The 14365-nt window shown below is 73.7% G+C and carries 13 protein-coding genes and 1 pseudogene; 4 read left to right on the forward strand and 10 right to left on the reverse strand.

Annotated features, from left to right (window positions below):
- The coding region (locus ACZCAH_RS04580) for a GNAT family N-acetyltransferase (protein WP_464339943.1) at window positions 1–334 on the reverse strand (334 nt) is incomplete at its 3' end.
- Between the two features lie 55 nt (window positions 335–389).
- Window positions 390–1490, reverse strand: coding sequence for a 3-deoxy-7-phosphoheptulonate synthase (locus ACZCAH_RS04585; protein ID WP_464339944.1), 1101 nt, complete (start codon window positions 1488–1490; stop codon window positions 390–392).
- A gap of 600 nt (window positions 1491–2090) precedes the next feature.
- On the opposite strand from ACZCAH_RS04585, the gene ACZCAH_RS04590 reads away from it, so the two are divergent.
- Window positions 2091–3800: a GH39 family glycosyl hydrolase gene (locus tag ACZCAH_RS04590; RefSeq protein WP_464339945.1), complete on the forward strand. Its 1710-nt coding sequence runs from the start codon at window positions 2091–2093 to the stop codon at window positions 3798–3800.
- A gap of 14 nt (window positions 3801–3814) precedes the next feature.
- The gene (locus tag ACZCAH_RS04595; RefSeq protein WP_464339946.1) at window positions 3815–4120 is read left to right on the forward strand and encodes a hypothetical protein; all 306 of its coding nucleotides are present in this window, start codon (window positions 3815–3817) and stop codon (window positions 4118–4120) included.
- Between the two features lie 81 nt (window positions 4121–4201).
- On the opposite strand, the pseudogene ACZCAH_RS04600 reads toward ACZCAH_RS04595, so the two are convergent.
- Window positions 4202–4792 (reverse strand): annotated as a pseudogene (locus tag ACZCAH_RS04600) (substrate-binding domain-containing protein); the annotation flags it as partial.
- Between the two features lie 59 nt (window positions 4793–4851).
- Here ACZCAH_RS04600 and ACZCAH_RS04605 point away from each other — a divergent pair.
- Window positions 4852–5124, forward strand: coding sequence for a hypothetical protein (locus ACZCAH_RS04605; RefSeq protein WP_464340259.1), 273 nt, complete (start codon window positions 4852–4854; stop codon window positions 5122–5124).
- Window positions 5125–5214: 90 nt separating this feature from the next.
- On the opposite strand, the gene ACZCAH_RS04610 is transcribed toward ACZCAH_RS04605, so the two are convergent.
- The 7 genes from ACZCAH_RS04610 to ACZCAH_RS04640 form a co-directional block, all read right to left on the reverse strand.
- Window positions 5215–5838 carry a hypothetical protein gene (locus tag ACZCAH_RS04610; RefSeq protein ID WP_464339947.1) on the reverse strand — a complete coding sequence of 208 codons (624 nt, stop codon included), beginning with the start codon at window positions 5836–5838 and terminating at the stop codon, window positions 5215–5217.
- Window positions 5839–5855: 17 nt separating this feature from the next.
- A complete protein-coding gene (locus ACZCAH_RS04615) occupies window positions 5856–6455 on the reverse strand; it encodes a Panacea domain-containing protein (RefSeq protein ID WP_464339948.1) in 600 nt (199 codons plus the stop codon).
- Window positions 6456–6719: 264 nt separating this feature from the next.
- On the reverse strand, window positions 6720–7961 hold the full coding sequence (locus ACZCAH_RS04620) for an alanine racemase (protein WP_464339949.1): 1242 nt from the start codon (window positions 7959–7961) through the stop codon (window positions 6720–6722).
- The gene (locus ACZCAH_RS04625) at window positions 7958–8602 is read right to left on the reverse strand and encodes a bifunctional 4-hydroxy-2-oxoglutarate aldolase/2-dehydro-3-deoxy-phosphogluconate aldolase (protein ID WP_464339950.1); all 645 of its coding nucleotides are present in this window, start codon (window positions 8600–8602) and stop codon (window positions 7958–7960) included. The genes ACZCAH_RS04620 and ACZCAH_RS04625 overlap by 4 nt, the downstream gene beginning before the upstream one ends.
- Window positions 8599–9513 carry a sugar kinase gene (locus tag ACZCAH_RS04630; RefSeq protein WP_464339951.1) on the reverse strand — a complete coding sequence of 305 codons (915 nt, stop codon included), beginning with the start codon at window positions 9511–9513 and terminating at the stop codon, window positions 8599–8601. The genes ACZCAH_RS04625 and ACZCAH_RS04630 overlap by 4 nt, the downstream gene beginning before the upstream one ends.
- Entirely contained in the window at window positions 9510–9899 is a 390-nt protein-coding gene (locus tag ACZCAH_RS04635; RefSeq protein WP_464339952.1) for a RidA family protein, read from the reverse strand. Before ACZCAH_RS04635 ends, ACZCAH_RS04630 begins: the two co-directional genes overlap by 4 nt.
- Window positions 9896–11500 carry an N-acyl-D-amino-acid deacylase family protein gene (locus ACZCAH_RS04640; RefSeq protein ID WP_464339953.1) on the reverse strand — a complete coding sequence of 535 codons (1605 nt, stop codon included), beginning with the start codon at window positions 11498–11500 and terminating at the stop codon, window positions 9896–9898. The genes ACZCAH_RS04635 and ACZCAH_RS04640 overlap by 4 nt, the downstream gene beginning before the upstream one ends.
- Before the next feature lie 177 nt (window positions 11501–11677).
- Here ACZCAH_RS04640 and ACZCAH_RS04645 point away from each other — a divergent pair, with 177 nt between their 5' ends.
- Window positions 11678–14044 carry a glycoside hydrolase family 3 protein gene (locus ACZCAH_RS04645; protein WP_464339954.1) on the forward strand — a complete coding sequence of 789 codons (2367 nt, stop codon included), beginning with the start codon at window positions 11678–11680 and terminating at the stop codon, window positions 14042–14044.
- Window positions 14045–14365 lie beyond the last annotated feature (321 nt).

Below are 14365 nucleotides of genomic sequence, written 5' to 3' on the forward strand. Positions count from 1 at the left end.
GGCGGTGCGCCGGGCGGACGCGGTCCACGGACTCGTCCACCTCGTGGTGATCCCGCAGCCAGCGGACGACGTACGGGCACACGGGCACGATCCGGTGTCCCGCCGCGACGCTCGCGGTGAGCGCCTCGCGGGTGAGGACGCCGGCCAGACCCCGCCCGCCGAACGCCTCGTCGACCACCGTGTGATGGAAGATCCGCTGGTCCGCAGGGTTCTCCGGGTCTTCGGCGGACTCGGCGACGTCCGTGTAGAGGGAGAACCCGGCCTGGACGCCGTCGACGAGGAGGTCGAAGCGGTGGTGCTCGGGGTTGTCTCGGACGATCACGTCATCGCTCATGCGGGGTCCTCCTCCAGAGGGGCTGCCTGCACGGTAGGCAGAGCAGGGGCGGGCGTCAATCGATCGGCCGATGGCTGGCGGCCCGGAAGTATTCCCGGCGGCGACGGGCTCCGGCGGCGAGATCGCGCAGCACCCGCTCCGTCCGCTCCCAGCCCATGCAGGCGTCGGTCACCGAGCGGCCGCGGACCAGGCCCGTCGGACCCGCGGTGACGTCGAGGGACTGCGCGCCCGGGAGGAGGTTGCTCTCGAGCATGATCCCGGCGATCGCGGCGCCGTCGTGCGCGACCTGATCGGCGAGCATGGTCGCCACCTCCGCCTGGCGCACGTGGTCCTTGCCGCTGTTGCCGTGGGAGGCGTCGATGATCAAGCGGGCGGGCAGGCCGGCAGCGGCGAGCTGCTCCGCGGCGGCACGCACCGGTCCCGGACCCCAGTTCGCACCACCCCTCCCGCCGCGCAGGATCAGCGAGGTGTCCGGGTTGCCGGAGGTCGCGACGAGGCTCGCCCGCCCGTCGGCACCGATGCCGAGGAAGGTCTGCGGGGCGGACGCGGCGCGGATCGCGTCGAGCGCGACCTGGATGCCGCCGTCGGTGCCGTTCTTGAAACCGATCGGCATCGACAGCCCCGAGGCGAGCTGGCGATGGATCTGGGACTCCGTGGTGCGCGCGCCGATCGCGCCCCAGGAGACGAGATCGGCGATGTACTGCGGGCTGATCGGCTCGAGGAACTCGGTCGCGCAGGGCAGGCCGAGGGCGTCCACCTCCCGCAGGAAGGCGCGGGCCGTGCGCAGGCCGGTCTCGAGCTCGTGGGAGCCGTCGAGATGCGGGTCGTTGATCAGGCCCTTCCAGCCGACGGTGGTGCGCGGCTTCTCGAAGTACGTGCGCATCACCAGCAGCAGGTCGTCCTCGAGGACAGGCCGCAGCGCGGCGAGGCGGCGAGCGTACTCGAGGCCGGCCTCGGGGTCGTGGATCGAGCAGGGGCCGACGATCACGAGCAGCCTGTCGTCGTCGCCGCGGAGCACGTCCCGGATCCGGTCGCGGTGGGCGACCACGCCGGCGGGATCGGCGGGGAGCTCGGCGAGGAGCTGCTCCGGGGCGGGCAGCGGCGTGATCCGCTCGACGTGGCGGTCGACGGCGGCGGGGGTGGCGAGTGCGGTCATGGGTCCTGTCCTCTGAGGGGAGAGGCGGACCCGATGCTCAGAGCCCGCCGGGAAATGGCGACGGGCAGAGCATCTGCTCTGCCCGTGTCGGCTCTGGAGAGGGTTGGCGCTACGCGGCGGCCGGCCCCTCCGGAGCCGACATCGCATAGGTAAACCAACGGTTCTGCATGGAGGGGACTGTAGCGCATGCGGGGCGGGGGTGGGGTGGGTGGTCCGGGGGCGGGGGGTGGTCGGGTGGGGCGGTGACGACTACTGGCGTGTGGCGTGGGAGTACGGATATATCGCCGTAGTGAAACGCTACGCGCCAGTAACTGACCACCGGCCGCCGTCGCGACGCGGCAGACTCTCCTAGACAGCGCGGGCGGCGGGCGGGGGCGGCGAGCGACGGGCCGGGGGCGGTGGTCGGGTGGTCGGGTGGTCGGGTGGGGCGGTGACGACTACTGGCGTGTGGCGTGCGAGTACGGATATATCGCCGTAGTGAAACGCTACGCGCCAGTAACTGACCATGGGCCACCACCGCGACGCGGCAGACTCTCCTGGACAGCGTTTGCTGACCGCTCCTAGGCTCGTCGGACTCGACCCCAGAGAGGCACTGACGCCGTGAATCTGACCAGCGCGCCCGCGTTCCCGCCGCACGCTCCGAGCGATCCCGATGCCCCGCACGTCACCGCCGCGACCGTCGAGATCGATGCGTCCACCGAGGTCGGCCCGCTGACCCGGCTGTGGGAGAGCGTCGGCTACGACGAGATCAACTGGACCTACACCCCCACCGGCCGACACCTGCTGGGGCTGTTCGGGGATCTGACCAGCACGGGATTCCACATCCGCCCGCACTACGCCCTCTGCTCGGGGACCGGGTTCGGGCTGCCGCACTGGGGCAACGGCAACGTGTACCACGAGGACGCCGACGGGAACCCCTCCTACGACTTCACCATCCTGGACCAGACCTACGACGCGATCACCGAGGCGGGCCATCACGTCCTGGTCGAGATCGGCTTCACCCCGCGCGATCTGCTTCCCCCGGAGGCGGAGGAGCTCACCATCCCCTCCAGCCCCACCGCGTACTCCGCGTACGAGGCGGGGCAGTGGGCGTACCCGCCGAAGGACTACGACAAGTGGGGCGACCTCCTCGCAGCCCTCGCCGCCCACTGCCTCGAGCGGTACGGCGCGGCGGAGGTCGACACCTGGCTGTGGGAGCTGTGGAACGAGCCGGACATCTTCTACTGGCGCGGCACGCCGGAGCAGTTCCACGACCTCTACCGCGCGACCGTCGAAGGCATCCGCAGCGTGCTGCCGCACGCGAAGGTCGGCGGACCGGCCGTGACCGGCGGCGGCACCGACTTCCTCCGCGGCTTCCTCGCCTACACGGACGAGCAGGATCTGCCGCTGGACTTCGTCTCCTTCCACACCAAGGGTTCCAGCTTCACCCCTTGGCGCGTCTACGGCGCAACCGGCGCCGACGCGCCCGAGAAGCAGAACCCGTCCGCGCACAAGATGCTCCACGAGGTCCGCTCGATGCTCCGCGTCATGGCCGAGTTCCCCCGTTACCGGCAGCTCCCCGCGATCGTCGACGAGTGCGACGCCGGGGTGCCCGCGCACTTCTCGGTCTACGACAACGCGAACTTCCGGTTCCAGAACACCGAGTACTACCCGGTCTTCCAGGTCAAGCTCATGAAGAAGCTCCTGGACCTCAACGACCTCGAGGACGCGAACCTGCAGCAGGCCATGTCCTGGAGCTTCTACTTCGAAGGGGAACGGTACTTCGAAGGCACCCGTGCGTTCCTCACCGCCGACCGGATCGAGAAGCCGCTGCTGAACGCCTACCGGATGCTGTCCCGGCTGGGGCAAACGCGCGTGGCCGCCCGCAGCGACGCGTCCCACGGCGTCGAGCTGCTCGACGACGCGAACGGCCGGTCCATGCCCGAGGAGGTCGACGTCCTCGCCTCCCGCCACGAGGACGGACGCCTCACCGCCGCGATCTGGCGCCACACCGACGACCAGTACCAGACCGCGGAGACCCCGACGCCCGTCACGATCACGCTGCGCGGTCTCACCCCCGGAACCCATCGCCTCACCCACCACCGCATCGACCAGAACCACTCCAACAGCCACACCATCTGGCAGGACCTCGGCGCACCCCAGGTCCCCTCGGCCGAGCAGCTCAGCCAGATCCACGCCCGCGAAGGACTCGAGGAACTGGAGCCCGCACGCGAGGTGGAGGTCGCCGTCGACGGGACGCTCACCCTCGAGGTCGCGCTCCCCCTGCCGTCGGTCTCCCTCCTCGAGGTGGAGGCCGTCTCCGCGGCCTGACCACCCTGACGGGCGTGGGCGGACCGGGCGTGGTGGTCTACGCGCGGGCCGTCGGCTGGGGACACCGGGGCTTCGCCGCGACGGCGCAGCTGCAGTTCGTGGTGCTCAGCATCGCCTCCCTCGCCGCCAAGGGGAGCCTGCCGACACTGCCCGGGGCCGGCTGGGCAGGCCTCGCCCTCGCGCTCGTCGCCGGGCTGGCGGTCGGCACGCGGCTGTCGGAGCATCTCGACCCCGAACGGGGGATGCGGATCGTGACGGTGCTGGCGCTCGTCGGCGCCCTGCTTGCCCTGGGCCGGGGCATCGTGACGGCCGCCGGCTAGCCGAGCGCCGCCGTCGACTCGCGGATGACCAGCGTCGTCGCGAGCTGCACGTGGTGGGAGACGGGCCGGGCCGATGACGCTCACGTCACCCGGCACCGAGATCCCGTGATGGGTCAGCTCCCGCACCACCAGCAGCGCGCCCGGGTCGGTCACGCAGAAGAAGGCGGTCGGCGGATCGGGCAACGCGAGCATCGCCAGCGCCGCCTCCCCCGACCCTTCGATGCCGGTCTCCGCGACGAGCGCAGAGTCCTCGGGGATCCCGGCCGCCTCGAGCGCCGCCCGGTAGCCGCTGCGCCGCTCGCGGAAGCCGGCGTGGCTGGCGATGCCGCCGACGAAGCCGATCCGCCGATGCCCCAGCGCGATCAGGTGCTCGGTCGGTTGCTTCCCGCCCGACCAGGCGTTGGAGCCTACGCCGGGGACGCTCGCGTCGAGCTCGTTGGTGGGATCGATGGGGACGACGGGGAAGTCCAGCTCGGCGCACACCGCGGCGGAGCGCGGCGCGAAGCGGGTGGTCACGACGAGCATCCCCGTGTAGCCGCGGCGATGCAGTTCCCGGATCCGTTCCTCGGTGATCTCACGGCCGTAGCTGCTGCCCAGCGGGTTGATCAAGCAGATCGGCAACGTCGCCACCCGCCCGGAGCAGCTCGAGATCTCCGACGTGCCCACCAACATGGGCGTTCGGGCGCCCACCCTGCGCCTCCACGACGGCCTCTTCCACGTGATCGTCGGCGATCGAGCCGCGGGACGCCGACGGGATCCTCGTGACCTCGACGGACGCGGAGCGGGCGGTGACCGTGGCCGTCGACGGGTCCGCGGCCGTGCTCGCCGGCATGGCCAGCGCGCGCCCCTCCACGGAGGAGCGCTTCGCCGAGCCGACCTGGCGCACCTTCGACGGGCGCGTGCTCGCGGTGGTGCGGCCGGTCGAGCCGGGGAGCGCGACCGTGACGGTGAGCGCGCAGGGGCTCGAGGACGTCCGGATCGCACTCGAGGTGGTCGGCGCCTGATTCCCCGGCCCCACCCCGGGTTACGGCGCCTAAGGGAGCATGTTCGCCGCAGCATGCTCCCTCAGGCGCCGTGCTGGCCACGGGGGCGGCTCAGCGACGGCGCGGCGGGGGCGGCATGATGCCGCGGCGTGCCGTGCGGAGAGCCTGGAACATCGCCGCCGGCGTGATCACCTGCACCGACCCGCTGAGGCGGCCGGCACGGAAATCCCGGAGAAAACCACGGTCCCGCGTCACGCAGAACACCTCGGCCAAAGGGTTCTGGCCTTCGAGGTGCCGGCATGCCCCGAAGACGGTCCCGTCCTCGTGGTCGAGCGGCGGGTTGTCGACAGCGCCGATAACGGTCGTGAGGTTGCCACCGCGCGTGCGCGCGACGAGGTCGTCGATCAGTGCGTCGACGAAGCCCCAGGCAGCGTCCTCGCTCCACCCCAGGCCTCGATGACCGGTGTCGGGTGCTGGCTCGACGTCCTGTCGAGCCTTGTAGGCGACGGTGTCCCGAATATGTGTGCTGGTCCAGACCTCGAGCGTCCGGCCCGGTCCGAACCGCCCGCCGCGGCAGGCGGCGAGGAAACGGAGTGAGTCGATCTCGGCCCGCGGATGCGGAAACGGTTCCGGAGCGTGCGTGATCGCCGCCTCGTGGAAGGCGTCGGCGGTGAACGGCGACCCGAGCAACCGGGCCACGTCGAGGAAGACGTTGCAGTCGACGACGACGAGCACCCGACTCATCGTGGTCCTCAGGCGCTGTGTCGGTCCGGCAGCACGAAGAGGTTCGCGCCGCCCCAATCGTCCTCGGGCAGGTCGTCGATCGGCGTCGGTTCCGCGACCTGGATCCGACCGTTCGAGGTCGGCGCCTCGCCGTGAGGCAGGCCCAGGACCGCCAGCTCCGAGGCGGAGAACCCGCACAGCTCGTGCTCGGACCGGTAGTGCGCAGCGATGAGCCTGGTCTCGATGGGGGCATTCGACCGCTCCCCCTGAGGTGTCGTGCCCCTGGCGGAGAGCCAGGGCTCCTCCGCATGCGTCATCGCGCTGAGCTCCGAGCTGCTGCGGTGGCCGTACTCGGTGACCACCATGTCGAGGAGCGCGGACGTGAACGGCTCGAGACGAGGAGTGGCGATGAGCGCCCCATCGCGCCGCTCCGAGTCCTGCCGACTCCGCCAGATCGGCGGGAGGACGGGGCCGTTGGCCCACGCCTCGAACGAGATGGGGACGAGCGCCTCACCGGTGATGGCCAGATTCCACGCGTTCGCGTAGTACATGAGCTTCTGGAGCTTGGTCTTGTCGAGCACGCTGTCGAATCGTGCGATGAGGGCGTCTGCCAGGGCCTCCGTGTGCATCGGACGCTCACCGCCCCTCTCCATCGGGTGATCTGCTCGTCGCCCCAGGGTACGCGCGCCGGGGCGGGACGTCAGTGATCCGCCGCACGCGCGCGGCTCCGGAACAGGGCGCTGGTCGGGACGGGCCATGCCGGGAGCCTGCCCGACGTCGGGATGCGGTGCGCTCGACGAGTTCGCGCGGTGGACAAGCGGGCCATGGGGAGGAACGGTTCCCGCGCCGCCATGGCCCGGCCCGGCTCGCCCCGCCCCGGCCCGGCCCGCCGCTCAGAACAGCGTCTCGACCGCCTCGCGCACGATCCCGTCGGCGCCCGCCACGGGGATCAGGCGCCACTTGTCGAAGGCCGTGCAGGGATGCGAGAGGCCGAGCCGCACCACCTCGCCCACGGCGACCGGCGCCTCGCCCTGCCAGCGCAGGAAGGCGTGCTGGTCATTGAGGGCGGTGATCTCGGCGCGGGCCTCTTCCGGCAGGGGCCGCTCCGGGCCGCCCATCTCGTCGGCGACGCCGACGGGCACGGGCAGGCCCTCGTCGAAGGGCACATCCCGCTTGCCCACGTCGAGCAGGGCGAGGCCGGGCTCGGGCTGGGAGATCACCCGGGCGTGCGCCCACATCGCGGGGAGCAGCGCCTGCCCCGCGTCGAGGCCCCGGTCGCGGTCCAGCGGGGAGATGCCGCGGTAGAAGCCGCTGTCGTGGACGATGTACGCGCCGGAGCGGAGGATCGCCCGGGTGCCGGGGATGCCGGCGATCGCAGAGGCCACCAGATCCGGGTAGGCGCTGCCGCCCGCGGTGATCCACGCGGGGCCGTCCACGAGCGGCGCCACCCTCCCCACCAGGGCGGCGAGGCGCTCGCACCAGGTGCGCACGGCCCGCAGCGCCGTCTCGGAGCGATCGTGGCCGAGCGCCCCCTCGTAGCCGGCGACGCCGCGCAGCACGAGGCGGTCGGACGCGGCGACCCGTTCGGCGACGGCCAGGGCGAGGTCCTCCTCGCGGGCACCCGTGCGGCCCCCGTCGGCCCCCAGCTCGACGAGCACCCCGAGCCGCGCGCCCGCGGGGAGCGCCGCCTCCATCAGCTCGACCGCGGCCGGCGAGTCAGCCCAGCACACGACCTCCTGCTCCGGATGCTCGGGGAGGTGCGCGGCGAGGCGGCGCAGCAGCGCGGGGTCGAGGCAGTGGTTCGCGATCTGCACCGTGCCCACCCCGGCGCGGAGCGCCACGTCGGCCTGCCAGCCGGTCGCGACGGTGATGCCGGTGGCGCCCGCGGCGAGCTGCCGCGCCCACAGCGCGGGCGCCATGGTGGTCTTGCCATGGGGCTGCAGCTCAAGGCCGCGCTCCGCGCACCAGGCGGCCATGACCTGCAGGTTGTGCTCGATCGCGGGCTCGTCGAGGACCAGCAGCGGGGTGGAGAAGCCGGCGAGCGGCGCCTGGAGGTCGCGCACGTCGCGACCGATCAGCTCGACCGGGAAGGACTTGTCCTGCGCCGTGACCCGTCGGCCGCCCGCCGTGCTCATCGGGCGATGACTTCCGCGAGCCGGGCGAGCTCCGCGTCGCTCTCGAGCGCGCTGCCGACGGCGACCACCCGCACCCCGGCGTCGAGGAAGTCGGCGGCGTTGCGGGCGTTCATCCCTCCGGTGGCGACGAAGCGGACCTCGGGGAACGGGCCGCGCATCGCCGGGAACCAGCCGGTCCCGAGCAGCGAGGCGGGGAAGGCCTTCAGCCAGCGAAGGCCCGCAGTGTGGGCGCGCTGCACCTCGGTCGCGGTCGCGACACCGGGGAGGGAGGCGAGCCCTGCCTCCTCGCTCGCGCGGACCACCTCGAGGTCGAGGCCGGGGCTGACGGTGAAGCGCGCGCCGACCTCGGCCGCCGCCTCGACGGTCGCCATGTCGAGCACGGTCCCGGCGCCGACGTCCTTGCCGCGCTCGCGGCCCGCGGCGACGACGGCGGCGAGCGCCTCGCGGTCGGTGGGGGTCTGCAGCGGAACCTCGACGAGGTCGATGCCGAGGTCCCAGGCGGTGGTGGCGAGGGTGAGGCTGCGCTCGACCCCCATGCCGCGCAGGATCGCCATCAGCGGGGCGCCCGCGAAGGCCTGATCGAAATATTCGGTGGAGTCGACGAGGTCGGGCTGGAGGTCGGGGTCGGTCGTGTCCGTCATGAGGGGTCTCCTTCGTCGGGGGCGTCGGGGGTGGGGATGTCCTGGGTGCTGGAGAGGGCGCGGGCGGCGCGGGCGTGGCCGCGGGTGAGGCGGCCGAAGGCGTCCTCGCCGCGGAGCAGACCGTCGAACCAGCCGGCGGCGAAGGCGTCGCCGGCGCCGACGGCCTCGACCACCTCGATCTTCGGCGTGGGCACGGCGGTGCGGCCGTCGGCGGTGAACTCGACCGCCTCGACGTCCGCGTCCTTCACCACGAGGTGCGGGACGGCGGGGAACAGCGCGCGGATCTCGTCGGGCGTGGCGGCGCCCCACAGGGTCTCCGCCTCGTCGCGCCCCACGAGCACCACGTCGGCCGCGAGCGCGACCTCGCGGATCGTCGCGGCGGCCTCGTCCACGCTCGCCCAGAGGGCGGGGCGGTGGTTGACGTCGAGGCTGACCAGGGCGCCGGCGGCGCGGGCGGCGGCGATCGCGGCGGGCACCAGGGCGCGGCAGCTCGCCGAGAGCGCCGGGGTGATGCCGGTCAGGTGCACGATCCGCACGTCCTCGAGGTCGAGGGCGGCGAGATCCGCGGGGCCGAGGCGCGAGGCGGCGGATCCCGCCCGGTAGTAGAGGACGCCCTGGCCGGGGTCCTTGAGATACAGCCCCGTCGGCGCCGATGGATCCCGGCGCACGCGCGAGACGTCCACGCCGTGCGCGGCGATCTCGTCCCGCACCCGGTCGCCGAGGGCGTCGGCCCCGAGCGCGCTGAACCAGGCGGCGCGGTGCCCGGTGGCGGCGAGGTGGCAGGCGACGTTCGACTCGGCGCCGCCCATCGACAGCCGGAACTCGCCCGCGGTGCGCAGCGGCTCCGGCCGGGCGGGGACCACGAGCGCCATGGTCTCGCCGATCGCCAGCAGATCGACGCTCCGGGTCACGGCGCGACCCGGGCGACGACGTCGATCTCCACCAGGATCCCTGCGAGCTGCGAGCCGACGGTGGTGCGCACCGGGAAGGGCTCGGTGAAGAACTCGCGGTAGGCGTCGTTGAACTCGGCGAAGTCCGCGAGGTCGGCGAGGTGCACGGTGGTCTTCAGGACCTGGTCGAGGGTGGCGCCGTGCTCGGCGAGGACGGCCTGGATGTTGCGCAGCACCTGCCGGGTCTGCTCGCCGACGGAGTCCGCGATCGCGTTGCCGTTCGCCGGGTCCTGCGGGCCGAAGCCAGCGGTGAACAGCAGGTCGCCGCTGACGATGCCCTGGCTGTAGGGGCCGGCGGGCTGCGGGGCGCGGTCGGTGACGATGGCCTGCTTGGCGGGGGTGGTCATGGGTGCTCCTTCGGTCGGGGTTCTCGGTGGTCAGGGGTGGCGCGGAGTCCGCCGCCGGGGAGGGCCCCGGTGAGGCGGCCGCCGGTGAGGACGGGGGTGCCGCCGACGAGGACGTCGTCGATGCCCTCGGCCAGGGCGAGCGGCGCGTCGTAGGTGGCGGCCTCGCGCACGGCATCCGGGTCGACGAGTGCGAGGTCGGCGATCGCGCCGGGGCGGATCCGGCCGCGGTCGCCGAGGTGGAAGAGGTCCGCGGCGGCCGTGGAGAGATGCTGGACCGCCTCGGGCCAGTCGAGGTCCCCGCGATCGCGGGCGTAGGTGGCGAGATAGGCGGCTAAGGTGCCGCGGGCGCGGGGGTGCGGATGGGCGCCGACGAAGATCCCGTCGGACCCGCCGAGGTGCGCGGGGTGCGCGATGAGCGCGCCGAGGTCGGCGACGGGCCGCTGGTCCTGCACGGCCATGACCACATTGACGTCGAGCCGGGCGGCGAGCAGCAGGTCGAGCGCGGCGTCGACCGCATCGGTGCCGTGGCGGCGAGCGATCTCGGCGAGGGTCAGGCCGGGGGCGTGCGCATGCTCGGGGGCGCTCGTGTGCGCCACGGTGATCAGCTCGGGCCAGCCGGGGCCGAGGCTCGGGTTCCGCGCGACCTGTGGGAACCACTCCTCGCGGAGGGTTTCGCGCCCGGCCGGGAGTCGCAGTATCGCGAGGGTCTCCTCGACATGGGCGGTGTTCAGCGCGGGCGGCAGCATCGTCATCGCCAGCAGTGAGCAGCCCCGCGTGTAGGGGTAGGCGTCGAAGGTGGTCGGCACGCCCTGCTCCTGCGACCAGGCCAGGAGTCGCTCGGCTTCGGCGGCGGGCGTGTGGAAGTGGGAGAGGTGCACGGGCACCCCGGCGGCGCGGCCGATCGCGACCGCCTCCTCCACCCCCACCTGCGCGTTCGCTTCGTAGCCGCCGCGCATGTGGGTCACGTACGGCAGACCGCGGGTCGCGAGCGGGGCGGCGAGCGCCGCGATCTCGTCGGCATCCGCGAAGAGGCCCGGCACGTAGTCGAGCCCGGTCGAGAGGCCGACGGCGCCGTCGGCGAGACCCTCGGCGACGAGGGCGGCCATGGCGGCGCGCTCCTCGGGCGTCGCGGGTCGGTCGGTGCGACCCATGACCTCGTGGCGCACCGTCCCGGCGGGCACGAGGTACGCGACGGACAGCGGGATCCGGCCGTCGTAGCTCGCCAGCAGATCCGCGACGCGGGGGCCGCGGTAGGTGGGATGGCGGCCGTTGATCGGGGCGAAGTACTCGGAGGCGTAGGCGCCGTCGCCGGGAGCGAAGGAGACGCCGTCCTGTCCGCCGATCACGGTGGTCACGCCCTGGCGGAGGAGCGCGAGCTGCACCTCGGGCTCGAACACGGTCGCGTCGGCGTGGGAGTGCGCGTCGACGAAGCCCGGGACGATCAATCGGCCGTCCGCCTCGAGCACGTCGGCGTCCGGCGGGACGGGGAGGTCGGGGCCGACCGCGGTGATCCGGCCCGCGTCGACCTGCACGTCCGCGCGGCAGGGCTCGTGCCCGTCACCGGGCACGACGCGGCCGCCGCGGAGGAGCAGGGTGGGCATCGCGGGGATCTCCTCGGGGCGGACGACGGTGTCTGGGTGGTGGGAGTGCTCCCACCGTAACCGCGGGCCGGGGTGCGGCGCGGGGGTGACCGCCTGGCGGTCGACCTGATGTACTCGGGGCCGCGGCGGCGAATCGACGGCGCTGCTCTCCGGCGCGATGAAGGGCTGACCCCGACGATGATCGACACTCCCCCGCTCTCCCGACTGGCCAAGGTCGGGCAGGTCAACCAGCGGCTCAAGGGCTGGGAGGCGGTGAGATGGGTCGACGGGGCGCCGCGAGTCACCGACGTGCTGCGCGCGGAGGTGGACCGCTTCGGCGGGATCGGGGCGCTGTACGGGGTGCTGCGCGCGGACCCGTGGTCGGCCGTGCGCTGGGGCACCGGCATCCCGCCGGAGCGCAGCGCCGAGGCGTACGCCGCCGTGCAGGACTACGTGATGCGGTACGGCGAGGGCGTGCCGGTGCTCTTCGTCGAGGAGGCGCCCCACGGACTGATGGCGCTCGGCGGGAACACCCTCCCGGTGAACCTCGCGCTCGGTGCCGGATTCGACCCGGACCTCGCCCGCGAGCTCGGAGAGGCCGTCGCGGCGGAGGCCCGCGAGCGCGGTACTCATCTGCTGCTCGTCTCCGGCCTCGACGTGCTGCGGGATCCGCGATGGGGCCGGGCCGAGGAGTGCTTCAGCGAGGACCCGGCGATCGCCGCCCTGCTGGTCGAGGCGACGGTGCAGGGCATGCAGGGCGCCGGCCCCGGGGAGGCGATCGACGCCGAGCACGTGGCGGTCGTCGCCAAGCATCTCGCCGGGCAGGGGGCCGGGACGGGTGGGCGCAACGGCTCCGGCGCACCGATCGGGCCCCGTGAGCTGGGCGAGATCCACCTGCGCCCGGCCTTCGCCGCCGCCCGCGCCGGGGTCGCCGGCTTCATGTCCGCCTACAACGACCTCGACGGGGTGCCGTGCACCGGCAGCCGCGACCTGCTCACCGGCACCCTCCGCGAGGACTGGGGCTGGGAGGGCGTGGTCATGTCCGACGGCGGGGCGATCGACCGCCTCACCGCCTCCACCGCCGGGCGGCTCGAGGACGCCGCCGCCCTCGCGCTCGGCGCGGGCGTGGACCTGAGCCTGTGGGACCAGTCCTTCGCACGCCTCGAGGCAGCGCTCGACGAGGGTCTCGTCGAGGAGTCCGCACTGGACCGCGCGGTGGACCGCGTGCTCGCGCTCAAGCGGCGGATCGGGCTCCTCGACGGAGGCGGGTTGGCCGACGGGCCGGCCACCGACCCCGCATTGGCCGCCTGGCCCTCCGCGCGGTCCCGGGCGACGGTCGCGCTGGCCGAGCGGGCCGCCGCGCAGAGCGTGATCGTCCTCAGCGGCGCGGAGCACCTGCCGCTGCGCGCGGCGACGGTAGCCGTCGTCGGCCCGAACGCCGACGACGAGAACGCGCTGCTGGGCGACTACACGCCGCCCCGTTCTCCCGAGGAGAGCGGCGTCGTCACCGTGCGCGCGGCCCTCGCGGAGCACCTGGGTGCGGACGCGGTGGCGCACGCACGCGGCAGCGATCTGCGCGGTCCGCGCGGCGCCGAGGCGCTCGACGAGGTCGCGCGGGCGGCGGCGGATGCCGAGGCGAGCGTGGTCGTGCTCGGCGGCACCAGTCGGCGCTCCTACGAGGACGAGTTCGCCGACAACGGCGCGGCCGACGGTCCCGCCGCCGACACCACGAACGGCGAGGGCGTGGACCTCGCCCAGGTCGCCCTGCCGGAGGCGCAGCTGGACGTGGTCCGCACGGCGCGCACCGCCGGGCGGCCGGTGATCGCGGTGGTCATCGACGGCCGGCCGCGCGCGCTCACCGAGCTGATGGAGCTCGCCGACGCGGTGCTCTTCGTGCCCTTCCCGGGGCCGTCCGGCGGGCACGCCGTGGCCCGGGCGCTGTTCGGCTCGGGGGTCCGCGGGCTGCTCCCCGCGACGCTGCCGGTGGCGGACGGCGTGCTTCCCGTCGCCCACGACCAGCGGCTCGAGACCGCGCGCGGCTACCTCGACCACCGCCACGTGCGCGGCCCGCTGCTCGGCGCGGGGCTGCCGGAGGGGGTCCAGCCGGTGGTGACCTCGGGGGATGCCTCGATCGCGGCGGAGGCCCTGGCCGGCGGCGGCACGGTGGACGTGGTGGTCCGGGTGGGGAACGACGCCGACGAGAGCGTCTCCGTGCCGGTGATCCTCTACGGCCGACGGCACGAGCAGGGGATCCTGCCGCGGGGCCGGACCGTCCTCGCGGTACGGCGCGTCGAGGTGCCCGCGGGCGGGGGCGAGGTGAGCCTCGCCCTGGGCCTCGATGCCCTCGGCTCCTGGGCGAGCGGTCGACCGCGCGCGCTGCCGGTCCGGGTGCAGGTGTGGGCGGAGCCGGTCCTGGAGCCGCCGGCCGACGCCCCGGCGGTGACGGTCATCGACCGACGTGCTGGTCGTCGCCGAGGCCGGCTCGCAGTCGACCACGGCGAAGAACGCCGCACGGTGGGAGAAGCCCGTGCTGACGGCGGAGGAGTTCTGGAGTGGGTGGGATGAACCGCAGCGACGAGGCGAGGCCTGGCGTGGAGGATTCGGAGGGCGACGACCGTTTTCTGGTCATCCGGGGACGGAGATGGCGACGCACGGACCCGGCGCTGGAGGCCGACGTGGTCCGGGCGCTGAAGAGCCATCTGGGCAGAGCCCGCTCCCAGGTCGGGCGCGCCGGCCGCGACGACGACCCGGCGAGCGTCCGCTCAGCTCGAGACCGCGTCCAGCTCGCGAAGGAAGGCCTCGGAGAGCGGGGCCCCGCATGGTGGGAGCGCCCCGAGGACGAGCGCCGCCGTCAGGCCGCGGATCGACTTGCTCGGCTCGAGCAGC

Source organism: Brachybacterium sp. B718/18 (genome assembly GCF_055454375.1).